Source organism: Moritella sp. JT01 (assembly GCF_001574435.1).
Taxonomy (GTDB): Bacteria; Pseudomonadota; Gammaproteobacteria; order Enterobacterales; family Moritellaceae; genus Moritella.
Genome location: NZ_LOCN01000019.1, coordinates 380,904 through 396,414 on the forward strand (window position 1 = coordinate 380,904; position 15,511 = coordinate 396,414).

Sequence of the window (15,511 nt, forward strand, 5' to 3'; positions counted from 1 at the left end):
TTTAGTGCTAATCAAGTATAATGCGGTGAATTGAATAAAGGGATGTACAGTGTGCATCCCTTTTTGTTTTGTAAGATTAATTAAGGTGAATAAGATTGTGACTGCCGCTATGTCCGAGGTTGATGTGAAATTTCCGCTTGAATTTATTGATTTTTCTGCTGTTGCAGAAGATGCTTGTCGCTTGTTCCATGGTCGTGGCCATACGTATGCTGGTTTTGAGCACATGAACATCGATTGGTTACCACCAGTTGCACTTATTACGCTATACAAAGAAGAAGAGAACGATTACTTATTATTGTTAGCAGAATCGCTTCAAACACAACTTGGTGAGCAATGTAAAACCGTACTCGTGCAATTCCGTTGTCGTGAACGAGCCCCCACAGCATTGTTCCTTGGCGAAGAATGCCACCGTACCGAGATCACTGAAAATGGTATGACTTTCAATCTCGAATTTGGTCGTGCGCAAAACACGGGTATATTTCTTGATATGGCGAATGGCCGTCAATGGGTGAAAGAACACGCAGAAAATGCCAATGTATTAAACTTGTTCTCCTATACTTGTGCCTTCTCTGTTGCCGCTTTAGCGGGTGGTGCAGACAAGGTGATGAACGTTGATCTTAGCCGTACCTCATTAACCATGGGTCGTGATAATCACCGCAGTAATGGTCATGATCTTAAGCGTGTTAAATTTGAAGGGGTTGATATCTTTAAATCGTATGGCCGTTTACGTAAACATGGCCCTTATGACCTGTTGATCTCGGATCCACCGTCATTCCAAAAGGGCAGTGTTGATATTAAACGTGACTACAGCAAAATCATTAAGCGTATCCCAGAGTTAATGAAACCGGGTGGTAAAGTGATGTTATGTTTAAATGCCCCTGAGCTTGGTGAGCAGTTCTTATTTGATAATGTGGCAGAGCATTGTCCTGATTGTGTGTTCCAAGAACAGCTTGCGCCGCCAGCCGTATTTAAAGAAGCAGAAGCGGGTAAGGGTCTTAAAGTATTAATCTTTACTTACTTACCTAAAGCGGATTAATACCTGTATTCGATTTTATGCTGATTTCAACGTCAAAATAGAGGTATATTACTTTTTGGTATACCTTATATTAAGTTGTTCTATTTTGTTTATTATTGTTCAGTTTTAGTTACCTTGTTGTATGTTGAGGTCGTCGTCCCTTTGTTATTTCGTTAGTTTGCTTTCATATGAAGAGCTGATCAACAAAATGTTGATAAATAATTACAAAATGGATTTATTGACCGTGATCAAACTTTTCACTCAGCTCAACAAATATTGCAGACTGAAAATGCTGTGTTAGGATTAATACATGAGCTGAGCAAAGAGTTGTTCGGAGAAGTGTGATAAGCAGGTTATCGATTATCGACATATTTTAACGATGTACTGTTAAGTACTATTAAGGTGGTTATGATGGACTATAATGAAAACGATTTATCGTATTATCAACTTCAAGACGAATTACAACAAGAATTAGAAGCGGAATTACGCAAACAACTTGAAGATGAGTCAGGCGTTAACTAATCAGCTAAGACTGAATAGTTAACGGTATATACTGATGATAAAGAAGCCTCGTTTGAGGCTTTTTTTATGCCTGTTTAATACATCATGCCGTATTTTTACAATATAAATTTTTATCTATTTATATTGCCTGCATGACACGACGATTAACTTATTTTTCGATTCATCACGTTATACACAAATATGTCCGTATTGTGTGTATATCCCCTTAGCATTACTCCAGTTGTGTATAACTTTAAGTATAAAAACGCGGTTGTGGACTAAATTAGTCTTATAATTGGATTATCTTACCAATAATAGGCATTTTAATCAGGTTATCCACAATTTCTGTGGATAACCATGTGTGTTAACTGGGGTTTACATTTTAAGTGTATGTATTTAAATGATTTTATATCACATTTTTAATGTGTATTCAAAAATCAAGTAAAAATTAGAAATTAAATACAACTAAAGACTGACTTTTTTAGTTGTTTTTGTTATATAAAATAACGTCCTCAGAAGCTCTGAACACGTTATTTTTTATCTGAGACTAAGACGTTAATTACTCAATTTTAATCGCTGTAAGCGCGACTGTGTAGAAATGTTGATACATAAGCTTAAAAGAGGATTTTGGTGAGCTGAAACCTCACTTTATTTAACTATTATTTACAATAGAGGTGTGATACCGACCTGTTACTTGATGAAGGCACTAATCAACTTATTGAGACTGCATTAACTAAGTAGTTAGATCCAGCAGGTCTAGCTGCAAGGGTAACCTATAGATACTATTCTCAATCTTAACCCTGCCAGTAGAGATTCGGGAAATTGACCAGCGTTGATATACCAAACACCAGTAAAGTATAAATTATGAATCGATTTTTAATTGCAAGGATTTGCTCGAGGGTGAACGGTTTTCCTATTTTGATAGGGTATTGTTGATGCACACGATAGAATATACCGATATAGGTGACTAATAATAAGATTAAATGGGTAACAATGCTCACTGATGACATAGGCGTTTCTGCTGATAAATACGTATTAAAAATAGCAATAAAGTAGATTTAAGCATTTTTCTTAGAGGGAGGGGCTGGAAATTGTGAGCTAGCTTGTTGTTATGGATATTGAGGCGTGATGTATATATCATTCGTCGCTATTATTTGATAACGATAGCGACGTTTATTTTTCTTATCAGCTTCTTCATGTTTACCTCATATCTTAATGTTATTAATATATATAGCAAAAGTTAGATTATCATGCTGGCATTTCTTTGTGTATGAAATTCAGTGTCATTACTTAATTAATAGTTTTAAACGTATAATCTACTTAAATATTGGTATATATTGCTATTTTTAATTGCATTCAGTCATTTAAATTTAGTTTACGGAATTCCGTAAATACACCGTTATAAGGAGTATTGCTTTAAATGGATTCACCAGAATTATCTATTTTATTATTAAACCTCATTATTATTTTAGTGGCGTACCTTTCTATCTATCCGAAGTTAGCTGGTGACAGCTTGAACAAAATTTCAGTTTATGATCTTTTTGTTTCAGGTTTTTCTTTGCTAGTCGTTGGCCTACATTATTGGGGTAGTGGGCATGAATTCAATTTGTTCATTATGAATGTTAATTGGGTTTGGTTTACGCTCATAACTTATGGCTTAATCGAAATACCTATTTTAATTTGGTACATCAAAAAGCAGAAAGCTTAAGCTAATAAACAGGGGCTCGTAACGCTAGCGATCATCACAATAGGCTTTTCCTCCTATAGTGACTTGCATCCCATATCTAAAAAGTATTAGAAATAAGTATTTCAATTAGAATCGCGCGAAAGAGGGATTACTAAGACAGTGCAAGATTATCCATCTATAATTACTGAGTAAAATCGGTATAAAAGGCTAAAACGAGGCTTAGGGGGCATTTTGGCCTGAGTGGTGTTGTACATTATCATCTTTATGTTCAATCGGTCGTATATGGACGATTTAGTAGATAGAGAAAAAGTTATTACTAAAAAAATTATCAACCGATGGACGCCGAACAACTTATCAAATGTTTTTAAAAACTTTAAATCGGTGTATTGTTAACTGCTTACACGTTAAAAATAAAGAATGTAACTGTACAACACAAAACTACCACTTAAGGAATCCTTATGAAAGTAATAGTAGAGTTTATAGTAACAGGTCAATATAAAGATAGAGTATGGGAATCTTCATTCCATGGAGAGAAAGGGAGTGTTCGCGCGCTATCACCGTCTTATGCTGCACGGTTAATAAATGAATCTAAAGCAAAACTTTATATCAACGAAGAAGGTAAACCTGAAATCGAGAAATAATCTAGCTAATTTCAAACAATTCTTATTTGTTTGAAATGCGTATAATGCATTTTATGATTAGTTGGAGTGATGGCATCAATTAGACTTCTTATGCCAATAAGCTAACGCCTGCTGTAATAGGCTTTCCCCGCTATTACAGGGCTTTAGCTTTGCTGTGTCGAGCAGTAAATAGCAGCAGAACATACTAATTGGGTCATAATGGGTACCGTCCTGTTCTTACCATTTTTGGTATCACTAAACGTTACTCGACCATGCACGATATCACTGCCTCTTAGGTCCAACGCGCACCGGTTGATAAACATAGTTTAGCAATATGTAACTCGTCACCAATTTCGACCCGCATTTTTCCCGTTTCATATATTGATACTGTACTAGTCATCTGCGAATCTCTGATTTCGTTATAGCTTCCCACGTAAGGGCGCCTAGAACCAATAAATTGTGTTGTAGATATAATGCCATAATTTTATCATGTGGTTAACTAGTATTCTCAATGAACCACTACAGTGGATACTTTACGTTTTTTCTTTCTTAATCTGGCTTCAAGTTGTGGTGTACATTTGACCAGCCAACGGTTTAACGTTGAGTGGTCAAAGTGAATATTTCGGATGGATAATATTGTCCTGAAAAGTCGATCTTAATTGGACTATTGCATTTTTATATTAATTCCATCATCCTCTTCAGTAAGTTCGAATTTGTCAGATGAATAGTAGAAACCCTTGAATAAAATAGAATAGTTCTTTTTATCTTCTGGTGCTTCCTTACTAAATGAAATAGTACCCATATCGCCGTTTACCTCGTCTAAAATCATACTGCAAGTCGTGGTTTCACCTACCACCTCAATAAACTGATAAATCGACTGATTCTTAGCTATATTCGGCTGCCAGCCATCGGGATCTTTACAAGAGTCGGTCTCTGTTAAACCAAGATTCAGGAGGTTTTTATCACCTACATTAGTTAATTTAGCCTTAGCAATATTATCATTTTTAGATTCAGATCTAATTATAAGCTCAGTGCCGTGTACATCTACTTTATACCCCAGGTACTCTAGCGGCAGATTGTTATGCACTTGAGTAAATACAATAGGCTTTTCCATCGTTCCCTCTGAAGCAATGAGCCCATAAAACATACCTGAATCACCAATGTAGCCAGTAAAAACACAAGCTTTGATGTTTTCTTGAGCCAAAGAAAATGATGCTATCGTATTAGGTCGGATAGTTATATTCCCGTCCGTATCAAAAACATTAACCTTTTTACGCTCTCCACTTTCATATAAGCAAAAAAAGTCCCCCTCAATTGTAACGTCGGTATCAGAAGTCGCATTTACAAACGAGTTGCTAGGTGAGGTTGTACCTACGTTATAGTCTTGATCAATTTGTATGTGAGTATAACAATTTGGAAACTCATTGTTGCCGTCTAGCTTTCCACAAAGTTTTATTGCTTCACCATTGCTATTTACAGGATATCCACTCTTATCCGTATCGCAAGAGTTTTTTCCAGGGTGGTTCCATGGATCTAAATGAATTGCTTTTGAATCCTGGTATTCACTTCGGAAAGTTTTGTTCTCGGTTTTTTCATAATAAAACAACTTAGTTGCAGCTCCGTGTTCACCACCAAGCACACACTCTCCTAAATATTTAGTTTCATACTGAATAGAACTTTCATTCTCTTCCCCAATTTTGTATGCATCTATATCGCACGGCTCTCTAAAGCAAACATGGCCATCTCTACTTTTATCGCCCCTTGCTTCAGCATAAGTTCTCCCTATACTGACTTCTGTGATATATGTTTCATTTACATTGAAGGTATCATCTTCTAGTAAAGGAACCGAACCTCTATAATAATTATCACTATTTTTCCCTTGCACTTTGAAATAATAGCTATACATAAAGCCATTATTTTTACCCGCCGCATACATGTAGGTGTTGTCATTTGTGTTTCCTTCACCTGAAATCTCACTACTGACGTCAACATAAGAGTTATCTTGTGATAACACATGCGCGGAGTGAAATAAGAGAGGGCTACACACACTCAATAATAATATACTTTTTTTCATAAACACTTTACTCGCTATCTCGTTAAATCGAAAAACTAGACAGCGAATGTAACACTATAGTGGTACGTGCACACTTAAGATGTCGCATAATTGTGATCTATGTTATCAGGTTGTTAAGTGGGATGGGTGCGTTAATTAAATAGACAACACTATATAAAGTGTTTTCAACTCTGTTCTTTTACACAGTGTTTATTTAGGTCAGTTATAAGAAAAGTTGGCTCTCCGCCCGTTAGTGTTGTAGTGGAATGCAGGCAGGATAAGGGGTAGAATCATCCTACTCATTCTACATGCCGTAAGTGCGGTAAACCCGTGACAAAACGTAACGGATACAGTACTGAAATCATGGTTCAACACACAAAAATACTAGAGCGTAAAGTCTATCTCAGGATCAAACCTGTGAGATATGAATGCAAGGCATGTGGCGACCATCCTACGACCACTGAAAAGTATAATAGGTGCAGTAAAAACGCTAAAATAACGACAGCGTTTGAAGAATATTTGATGCGATATTTAATCAATAGCACTGTCGAGGATGTATCTCGTAAGGAGAGTGTGAGTTATAAAACCATCGTGCGTGCTGTTAGTCGTCAAGTGAATAGCACTGTAGATTGGAGTCAGTACACTGATCTTAACACTATTGGTATTGATGAAATCAGTAATAAGAAAGGTCATCATGATTATCTTGCTATTGTCAGTACCAAGTCAAAATCAGGGGTGCTATCTGTCATAGCAGTACTCGAAGATAGGACAAAAGTGAGTGTTAAACAATTCCTAGATTCTATTCCTAAAGCGCTAAAGCAAACGGTCAGGTCAGTATGTACAGACATGTGGGATGGTTATGTTTATGCGGCTATGGAAGTCTTTGGTAAACAGGTAGTTGTCATTGATCGATTTCATATAGCAAAACAATATCGCGCGCCATTAGATACACTAAGAATTAAAGAAATGAAAAGATTAAAGACTGAATTATCATCTGAAGAATACGCGCGTCTTAAAAATATGATGTGGATATTACGTAAAAAGCATGAGTGTCTATCGGAAGTAGATAAAGTCTCGCTTGAGTTTTTGTATCAACATTCACCAGAGCTGAAAATCGCCCATAGCTATGCATTAAAATTGACTAATATATTCAACACCCATATGAAACGTAAATCAGCAATGGGCAAAATAGAGCGCTGGATTGCTGCGGTTGAAAAATCCGATGTTACAATTTTTAAAACGTTCATATCAACACTGGTAAAGTATAAGGGGAAAATTGCCAATTATTTTAAAGGTAGAAAAAACTCTGGTTTTGTCGAAGGGTTGAATAATAAAATAAAAGTGATAAAACGTAGATGTTATGGCGTAAGCTCTGTTAAATCTTATTTTCAGCGACTGTGGTTGGATCTAAATGGGTATCATAAGTATGGATTTTAACTAACCACACTAACGGGAGAAGAACCATTTAACTTAAAAGACAGACTAACTGACAGCTAGTTAAAACACCTGTTAATTCAGTTAAAGCACCTGCTAATTCAGTTAAATCACCTATCAGTTCAGTCAGTATAAAAAACAAAAATATTATACAATAATAAATTACCGCAATACCTCTTTATGGTTATTCGGGTTTTGCTTTTTCACAATTTTCATCACCTCAATAATCAGGGTGTATACATGGAATTTTTATTATGAAATTTAAGATACTGACTATTACTCTTTTAGCTGCAATGTCACTTAATGCACACGCGAGCGAAAATGTAGGTGCGTTTTACAAATCCAGAATGAGTGGAGCCATCGTAGCGCCATTATCAGCGAAAGTTAACGATACAGGCATTGTTAATGGGAAAATGTATACAGTTGTAGATGAAACTATGTTGCGCAAGATGATTGCCAATGGTGGTGATGTGACTCGTGTTATAACAACAAATATAACAAATATGAGTGAATTGTTTAAGGATAACAAAACATTTAACCAAGATATTAGCTATTGGGATACATCTAAAGTGACTGATATGAGAAGTATGTTCAGTGGTGCTGAGGCATTTAATCAATTTATTGGACGCTGGAATACATCTAATGTGATTAGTATGGATGCCATGTTTATGGATGCCGGGGCATTTAACCAATTTATTGGACGCTGGAATACATCTAAAGTGACTAATATGCATAGAATGTTTCAAGGTGCTTATTCATTTAACCAAGATATTGGCGACTGGGATACATCTAACGTAACTGATATAGACAGTATGTTTCGATATGCTGCGGAATTTAAGCAAGATATTGGTGGCTGGGAAACATCTAAAGTGACTTCTATGTCCCGTATGTTCCAGAATGCTTATTCATTTAACCAAGATATTGGCGACTGGGATACATCTAATGTGATTAATATGTCAGAGATGTTCAGTAAGACTAATGCATTTGACCAAGATATTAGTAATTGGGATACATCTAGCGTAACGAATATGAGAGATATGTTCCTCAAGGCTAAGGCATTTAACCAAGATATTAATGATTGGGATACATCTAGCGTAACGGATATGAGAGGTATGTTCGGTATGACTGATGCATTTAACGAAGATATTAGTGATTGGGATACATTTAATGTGATTTATATGGACAGGATGTTTCTCATGGCTAAGGCATTTAACCAAGATATTGGTGGTTGGGAAACATCTAATGTGTTGAGTATGCAATCTATGTTCTCGCATAATGAGGTATTTAATAAAAATATTACTTATTGGGATACATCTAGCGTGACGAATATGCAGTCTATGTTCAATGGTGCTTATTCATTTAACCAAGATATTAGCGATTGGAATACATCTAGCGTGACGAATATGAGTGTTATGTTCTCGTATGCTAAGGTATTTGATCGAGATATTAGTCATTGGGACACATCTAGCGTGACTGATATGGGATATATGTTCAATGGTGCTGAAGTATTTAACCAAGATATTAACCGCTGGGATATATCTAATGTAATAGATATGCGTTACATGTTTTGTCGGGCTAAAGCATTCGAGAAAAGCAATGTGGATTCATGGGATTTATCAGGCGTAGATATGACAGAGATGTACTGTAAATAAAACGGTAATAAAGATAGTTTCTGGTTATAAGATAGAAAGCTGAACACGAACTGTATTGGTGTCGGCTTTCCTTTAAATTATTTACAGGGTCCTATTTCACATACGCCGCGAAATCCCAATAATCCCCGTTTTCAATCCATCATTCAGGCCCAGCCAAATACAAAAGCTTTCCGCAATGTAAGCGGACAAAATTGCCATCAGCACCGACATAAAATAATGAAAAAAAGTAATCCGTGTACCAGACATATACATTTGTGTTGTGGCGGACAACAAACACAGCTGCCCCTATTGCCTTATAAAAACAATCAGTTCTTCCATCAGTCTTCATTCCTCGGGTTTAAGTCGGAATACGCTGGCTCTGCAAATTTAATATGCAGTGCAGCAGGTAAATACTCGTTAATTTCCAGCATGTCCTGCTGCATCGGAACCATTTCATTGTTGTAATAATCCCGGGTGATTTTATCCAGGTCACCAAAGCCCGGACTATCACCCGATGTTTGCCCGCTTAACGCTTCCTGGCCGCGGTGCATACTCAACATATCGTTTAACGTCATCTTCTTGATGCGTTCAAATTCATCCTTGGTTGATATATCTCCCACCGGAATAATTTTAATCGCCTTTTCGGCATCAGCCTTACCACTGCGGTTATTGATAAACAGACTGCGGAACAGGGTGGCATTTAATCCTATTGACGTTCTGGTGCTCTAGCTGTCACCAGATAATGGTTCGTAAATCATGGCATAAAAGTCTATTGGACACATTAACGCCTTTAGCCTACGATTTTTTGTTATTACAATGAAAAGCTAACTAGCATGCTTTAAGTTTAATTACTTTATGGCAGTTATTACATTTATAAATACTGCCATAAAGTAATTTTTCAAACCATCTTCGATTCACTTTTATCATTATTGAGTCTTTACAGCACTTCATAATTACTTTCCTGTCGAATATATCTAAATAGATCAAAGATTATGTTAGCGTTAACATTAGTGGAAGTAATAATCATTATCAAGCGTGATGTTGTAAGACACTGTAAGCAAATTTAAAAATACCTGATGGTCATTCAGCTAAGTGGGAATTTCTATGTATAGCGATGGCTTTTAGTTATGAGGTTTCTATTAATAATGGGTGAATGTGTGGTCAGTATATGGACGTTATTAAATTTAAGTTGTTAAATTTCAGTTATTTAAATAACTAAAAAAGGCTCCCGAGGGAGCCTTAATACACGTTTATCAGGTTTTCAGACTAAGACGTTAATTGCTTAGCTTGAATCGCTGTCAGTGCGATAGTGTAAACGATGTCGTCTACTAATGCGCCACGTGATAAATCATTTACTGGTTTACGCATGCCTTGCAGCATTGGACCAATAGAGATTAGGTTTGCAGAACGCTGTACCGCTTTGTAAGTTGTGTTACCAGTATTAAGATCTGGGAATACAAATACAGTCGCTTTACCAGCAACAGGGCTGTTTGGCGCTTTGCTTTTCGCAACATTTTCCATGATAGCAGCATCGTACTGTAATGGACCGTCGATGATTAGATCAGGGCGACGTTCTTGTGCGATTTTAGTTGCTTCACGTACTTTCTCTACATCACTACCTTGGCCAGATGAACCAGTTGAGTAAGAGATCATAGCAACGCGAGGTTCAATACCGAATGCTTTAGCAGAATCAGCAGATTGAATCGCGATGTCAGCCAGTTGAGAAGCATTTGGATCTGGGTTAATTGCACAATCACCGTACACTAACACTTGATCAGGTAACAACATGAAGAAGATTGAAGACACTAGGTTTGAACCCGGTGCTGTTTTGATCAACTGTAGTGCTGGACGGATTGTGTTTGCTGTCGTGTGAACGGCACCAGATACAAGACCATCAACTTCAGACTGCTCTAACATCATAGTCGCAAGCACAACGTTATCTTCTAGTTGCTCACGTGCTACTACTTCAGTAAGGCCTTTCGCTTTACGCAGTTCAACCATAGGTGCAACATATTTTTCACGACATGTTACTGGATCTACGATTTCAACGCCGTCAGACAAGATGATACCTTGGCTTTCTGCAACACGTTTAATCTCAGCTGGGTTACCAACAAGTACAGGTGTCGCGATACCGCGTTCAGCACAGATGTTAGCTGCTTCAATTGTACGTGGCTCTTCACCTTCAGGTAGTACAACACGTTTCTTCGCTTGACGCGCTAATTCAGTTAACTGGTAACGGAATGCAGGTGGCGATAGACGACGAGTACGTTTAGTACCAACTGTTAACGATTCAATCCATTGCTTGTCGATATGACTTGCGATGTATTCTTGAACTGCTTCGATGCGTTGTTTATCATCTGCAGGGATATCAAGATTGAAGTTTTGAAGCGTTAATGCAGTCTGCCAAGTATTCGTTGTAGTCAACATGATCGGTAGACCTGTTGCCATCGCTTGACTACAAAGTTTTAATACGCTTGCGTCTGGCCGAGCATCACCAGTTAATAGTAATGCGCCAATTTTAACGCCGTTCATTGCAGCAAGACATGCAGCAACGATCACGTCAGCACGATCACCAGAAGTAACTAATAAGCCACCTGGACGGAAGTGCTCAAGCATGTTTGGAATAGAACGCGCACAGAAAGTGATACCTAATAGACGGCGTTCTTCTAGTTCGCCTTCGTTTAATATTTCAGCTTTTAAGTGGTTAGCAAGATCTTTTGCACGTGGTGCAATTAGCTCTGCGCTCCAAGGAATACAACCAAGGATTGGCATTGGGCTTTTGCCAAATACTTGTAGCACTTCTAGGTTATGGCTAGCATTACCTGAGTTTGCTTCAAACATTTCTGCAAGATCTGGACGATTACGACCAGCTTCATCAAGTGGTGCGCCAACTTTGTTGATCACACAACCAATGATGCGTTTGTTTTTGCTGCCACCGAAGTTTGAGCAAGCGATTTCTAAACGATCTTTAAGCTGTTCTGAAGAATCTGTGCCTGGGTTAGCCACAAATACCATTTCAGCATCAAGTGCTTTCGCGATATTGTAGTTCACGCTGTTAGCAAATGGTTGTTTTGATGTTGGTACGAGACCTTCAACAACAACGATTTCAGCATCAACCATGTGTGATTCGAAACGTTCAACGATATCTTCAAGAAGCACGTCAGTTTTACCAGCACCGATTAATTTTTCAGCGTGTGATAAAGTGAACGGCGTTGCAGGTGATACATTCGTTCCTTGACGGATAATTTCAGTTGATAGCTCTGGACCTTTTTCGCCTTGGCGAGGTTGAGCAACAGGTTTGAAAAAGTTAACGTTTAGGCCGTTGCGTTCAAACGCACGAACCATACCTAGACTAACAGAAGTTACGCCTACGCCTACGCCAACTGGGATAAGCATTATAGTGCGAGCCACTAGCGTCCCCTTATATTGGGATTGAGAAGAAAGAAAGGTGCGCTTACACCTTTCTTATTTAAAAATTAAACTTATTTAGCGAACAATCTTAGCTGATTAAGCTTACTGCATCTTGTGCAATAACAAGCTCTTCATTAGTAGAAATAACCATAGCTTTAATTTTACTATTTGCTGTAGTAATTGTACCTTCAGAACCAAAACGTGCTGCCGTATTCGCAGCTTCGTCAACTTCGATACCGAAGATAGAAAGTTGTTTTAATACGATTGAACGGATTACATCAGAGTTTTCACCGATACCACCAGTGAATACGATTGCATCGATACGGCCTAAAGCAGCTGCGTATGAAGCGATGTATTTAGCTAGACGGTAGCAAGAAAGTTCCATTGCGCGAACTGCGCCAACTTGACCTTCTGCATAACCATCTTCGATAGCACGGCAATCGCTAGAAATTTCAGAAATACCTAATAAACCACTTTCGTTGTTAAGCATGCTGTTAACTTCTGCAAGCGTGTAGTTACACTGTGTAACTAGGTGGTTGATGATGCTTGGGTCAAGATCACCACTACGCGTACCCATCACTAGTCCTTCAAGCGGAGTCATGCCCATGCTTGTGTCTACTGATTTACCATCTTTAATTGCACAGATTGATGCACCGTTACCTAGGTGACAGTTGATGATGTTAGTTTCTTCAACTTTTTGACCTAGAAGAGCAGCAGCTTCACGACCGATGAATAGGTGACTAGTACCGTGCATACCGTAACGACGGATGCCATTTTCACGGTATAGTTTGTACGGTAGCGCATATAAGTATGCTTTTTCAGGCATAGTTTGGTGGAACGCAGTATCGAATACAGCTATTTGTGGAAGTGCTGGGAATGCAACTTGTGCAGCACGGATACCGATAAGGTGAGCTGGGTTATGAAGCGGTGCTAATGTTGCACAGTCTTCGATACCTTGCATTACAGCATCATCAATGATTACTGATGAAGTGAATTTTTCGCCGCCGTGTACAACACGATGACCGATCGCAACGATTGCGTCGCTCATTTCTTTTTGGTCTTTAAGAATGTTATTTACGATGTATGCTACAGCTTCTTTATGTGAAGCGCCTGCGCCTAGATCGGCTGTGCCTTTATTGCCGTCAAGTTTCCACTTGATGCGTGCGTTTTCTAAATTAAAGCATTCAGCAAGACCTGATAATTTTTCATCACCTGATACTGAATCAAGAACTGCAAATTTAAGAGAAGAGCTACCACAGTTGAGAACTAGAACGAGTTTATTCATGCGTAAAAACCTATTATGAAATAATCAATAAAATAACTGATAACAATCCTAGCGATATTGGCTTAGGTATCGTATCTTTATTAAAGCAGAGAAATATATCTGTGCTTACTAAATTGGCTGACACTGTCATTTTTACGTACGAAATCGTATTGGGTACGACTAATGTTCGTTACTAAGTATCCATCTTAAATAAATGACGACTTTCTAAAACTGTGAGTCATGTCACTCACATTTTCCCTTAAAGTGTTAACTGCCTCATAGTTTACTTGCAATGAGACGATTTCTCAAAGTATATTTATAATAAAAGTTGATCTAAACCATTAACGTAACATTCATATACTATTTTACCTCCACTATGACATAGTGTATGGTTTGGATTAGAGATAATTTATGTTTTTACAGGAGGATGCTGATGAGTGTGTTTACAGATACGCTTTATAAAGGTCAACATTATATGCAGCGCTGGCCGATGAAAAAAGAACTGGCCGCACTTTTTCCTGAGAATAGAATTATTGCCGCCACGAAACTTGGCTTTAAGACTATGCCGCCATTAGCGATTCTAACTGTGATGATGCAGTATCTCTATGGTGATATACTGCAGTTACCAGCCAGTATTGCGATTGCATTATTATTTATTACACTACCGATGCAAGGTTTGTTCTGGTTAGGTAAACGTTCGAGCGAGTTATTACCCGTGTCACTAGCAAATTGGTATCATGAACTTTATCAAGGGCTAGTAACGCAAGGTTGTGAGCTTGAGCCAGCAGTGAAAAAGCCACACTACAGTGAATTGGCTGATATTTTAGAAAATGCATTTAAGCGAATGGATAAAGCATTTATGGTTAAGTAATACACGATAACGTTTCATTCCGATAATTATTAATACCGATATTAAAGCTAATATCGGTATTTTTTTGTCTTTTAAACGGCGAGGGCGTTAGAGTTTGTGATAAAAACTACGCCGTGCGTTTATAAAGCGTGATATTAAAGTCGAGCGTTAGAGTTAAATCAACCGCATATATCTCTGCTTTTTGTTCGTCACTCATCTTCCACGCTAATGGTGTCATTTCTAATAAGTTCTTGCTGTCTTTCGCTTGCGTCAGTGTGATTTGGTCGGTTAAACGTTGCTGTTCAATCAGTTCAAACCCGGCAATATCTTCAATCTTCATGTCGTGTTTTTCAGGGGTTTGGTAAATTTTCTGCTTTAGCTCAAATAAATGCTCGGCAGCGGGAGTCACTGTGAGTAAGTAACCCTCTGTTTTGATTATACGGGCTAGCTCAGCATCTTGTGATGGTGCATAAATACGCGTCACTAAATCTTGGCTGGCATCTGCGAATGGGGTGTTGTAGGCACTTGCTACACAAAAACTGATCGTCTTATAACGTTTTGCTGCATAACGGATCGCTGATTTAGATATATCTAGTCCTGCGATTTGTGGCGTTGTATTAGCATCATTAAGAGTCGCCATAGCTTGCGCTAAGCGGTGGGTGTAATAGCCTTCGCCACAGCCTAAGTCGAGGATGTTTGGTGCGTTGACAGCCGTTAGCGCTTGCTGAGCAATGCTATTCACCGTGTCAGATAGTGATTGATAGAAGCCTTGGTCAAGAAATTCTCGACGGGCTTGCATCATTTCTTTGTTGTCACCGGGGTTTTTTGATTTTTTGTTTTGCACTGGGAGTAAGTTGACGTAACCCTCTTTTGCTAGATCAAATTGATGGCGTTGCTCGCAAGTGAGGCTTTTGTCTTGTGCGGATAAAGGGCGAGCGCAGATAGGGCAAAGGTAATTCATGTGATCTCGTTATTCTGATATAAGGTTAGCAAAAGGCTAAAACAAAAAACCGATCATAGCATAGAGCTAGGATCGGTTTGTAAT

At 38.1% G+C, this 15,511-nt stretch carries 9 protein-coding genes and 3 pseudogenes; 6 read left to right on the forward strand and 6 right to left on the reverse strand.

Going from position 1 to position 15,511, the window contains the following annotated elements:
• Positions 1-97: 97 nt before the first annotated feature.
• From AKG98_RS16095 to AKG98_RS16105, 3 genes are all read left to right on the forward strand, one after another.
• Positions 98-1,036: a class I SAM-dependent methyltransferase gene (locus AKG98_RS16095; RefSeq protein WP_067048135.1), complete on the forward strand. Its 939-nt coding sequence runs from the start codon at positions 98-100 to the stop codon at positions 1,034-1,036.
• A gap of 1,900 nt (positions 1,037-2,936) precedes the next feature.
• On the forward strand, positions 2,937-3,224 hold the full coding sequence (locus AKG98_RS16100) for a hypothetical protein (RefSeq protein WP_067048136.1): 288 nt from the start codon (positions 2,937-2,939) through the stop codon (positions 3,222-3,224).
• A 437-nt stretch (positions 3,225-3,661) separates the two neighbouring features.
• Positions 3,662-3,844 carry a hypothetical protein gene (locus tag AKG98_RS16105; RefSeq protein ID WP_067048139.1) on the forward strand — a complete coding sequence of 61 codons (183 nt, stop codon included), beginning with the start codon at positions 3,662-3,664 and terminating at the stop codon, positions 3,842-3,844.
• A 505-nt stretch (positions 3,845-4,349) separates the two neighbouring features.
• Here the strand turns inward: AKG98_RS16105 and AKG98_RS23035 are convergent.
• Both AKG98_RS23035 and AKG98_RS16110 read right to left on the reverse strand, forming a co-directional pair.
• Positions 4,350-4,448, reverse strand: a pseudogene (locus tag AKG98_RS23035) (IS6 family transposase); the annotation flags it as partial.
• Positions 4,449-4,487: 39 nt separating this feature from the next.
• The gene (locus AKG98_RS16110) at positions 4,488-5,897 is read right to left on the reverse strand and encodes a hypothetical protein (RefSeq protein WP_157534149.1); all 1,410 of its coding nucleotides are present in this window, start codon (positions 5,895-5,897) and stop codon (positions 4,488-4,490) included.
• A gap of 288 nt (positions 5,898-6,185) precedes the next feature.
• Here AKG98_RS16110 and AKG98_RS16115 point away from each other — a divergent pair.
• Together AKG98_RS16115 and AKG98_RS16120 are read left to right on the forward strand one after the other, a co-directional pair.
• Positions 6,186-7,313: pseudogene (locus AKG98_RS16115) on the forward strand (ISL3 family transposase); the annotation flags it as partial.
• Between the two features lie 251 nt (positions 7,314-7,564).
• Positions 7,565-8,962, forward strand: coding sequence for a BspA family leucine-rich repeat surface protein (locus AKG98_RS16120; RefSeq protein ID WP_067048145.1), 1,398 nt, complete (start codon positions 7,565-7,567; stop codon positions 8,960-8,962).
• Between the two features lie 317 nt (positions 8,963-9,279).
• Here AKG98_RS16120 and AKG98_RS16125 read toward each other — a convergent pair.
• From AKG98_RS16125 to AKG98_RS16135, 3 genes and pseudogenes are all read right to left on the reverse strand, one after another.
• A pseudogene (locus AKG98_RS16125) lies at positions 9,280-9,630 on the reverse strand (phage portal protein); the annotation flags it as partial.
• Between the two features lie 577 nt (positions 9,631-10,207).
• The gene (pta, locus tag AKG98_RS16130) at positions 10,208-12,337 is read right to left on the reverse strand and encodes a phosphate acetyltransferase (protein ID WP_067048153.1); all 2,130 of its coding nucleotides are present in this window, start codon (positions 12,335-12,337) and stop codon (positions 10,208-10,210) included.
• A gap of 103 nt (positions 12,338-12,440) precedes the next feature.
• Positions 12,441-13,637: an acetate kinase gene (locus AKG98_RS16135; RefSeq protein ID WP_067048156.1), complete on the reverse strand. Its 1,197-nt coding sequence runs from the start codon at positions 13,635-13,637 to the stop codon at positions 12,441-12,443.
• A gap of 412 nt (positions 13,638-14,049) precedes the next feature.
• Here AKG98_RS16135 and yfbV point away from each other — a divergent pair, with 412 nt between their 5' ends.
• Positions 14,050-14,487, forward strand: a complete 438-nt coding sequence (gene yfbV, locus AKG98_RS16140; protein WP_067048159.1) for a terminus macrodomain insulation protein YfbV — start codon at positions 14,050-14,052, stop codon at positions 14,485-14,487.
• A gap of 106 nt (positions 14,488-14,593) precedes the next feature.
• On the opposite strand, the gene rlmA is transcribed toward yfbV, so the two are convergent.
• On the reverse strand, positions 14,594-15,427 hold the full coding sequence (gene rlmA / locus AKG98_RS16145; RefSeq protein ID WP_067048160.1) for a 23S rRNA (guanine(745)-N(1))-methyltransferase: 834 nt from the start codon (positions 15,425-15,427) through the stop codon (positions 14,594-14,596).
• Positions 15,428-15,511 lie beyond the last annotated feature (84 nt).

Bases quoted from the DNA above. Each gene is read 5' to 3' on its own strand.
- rlmA (WP_067048160.1), bottom strand. From the start codon at position 15,427: ATGAATTACCTTTGCCCTATCTGCGCTCGCCCTTTATCCGCACAAGAC.
- AKG98_RS16100 (WP_067048136.1), top strand. From the start codon at position 2,937: ATGGATTCACCAGAATTATCTATTTTATTATTAAACCTCATTATTATT.
- pta (WP_067048153.1), bottom strand. From the start codon at position 12,337: ATGCTTATCCCAGTTGGCGTAGGCGTAGGCGTAACTTCTGTTAGTCTA.
- AKG98_RS16120 (WP_067048145.1), top strand. From the start codon at position 7,565: ATGAAATTTAAGATACTGACTATTACTCTTTTAGCTGCAATGTCACTT.
- yfbV (WP_067048159.1), top strand. From the start codon at position 14,050: ATGAGTGTGTTTACAGATACGCTTTATAAAGGTCAACATTATATGCAG.
- AKG98_RS16110 (WP_157534149.1), bottom strand. From the start codon at position 5,897: ATGAAAAAAAGTATATTATTATTGAGTGTGTGTAGCCCTCTCTTATTT.
- AKG98_RS16105 (WP_067048139.1), top strand. From the start codon at position 3,662: ATGAAAGTAATAGTAGAGTTTATAGTAACAGGTCAATATAAAGATAGA.
- AKG98_RS16135 (WP_067048156.1), bottom strand. From the start codon at position 13,637: ATGAATAAACTCGTTCTAGTTCTCAACTGTGGTAGCTCTTCTCTTAAA.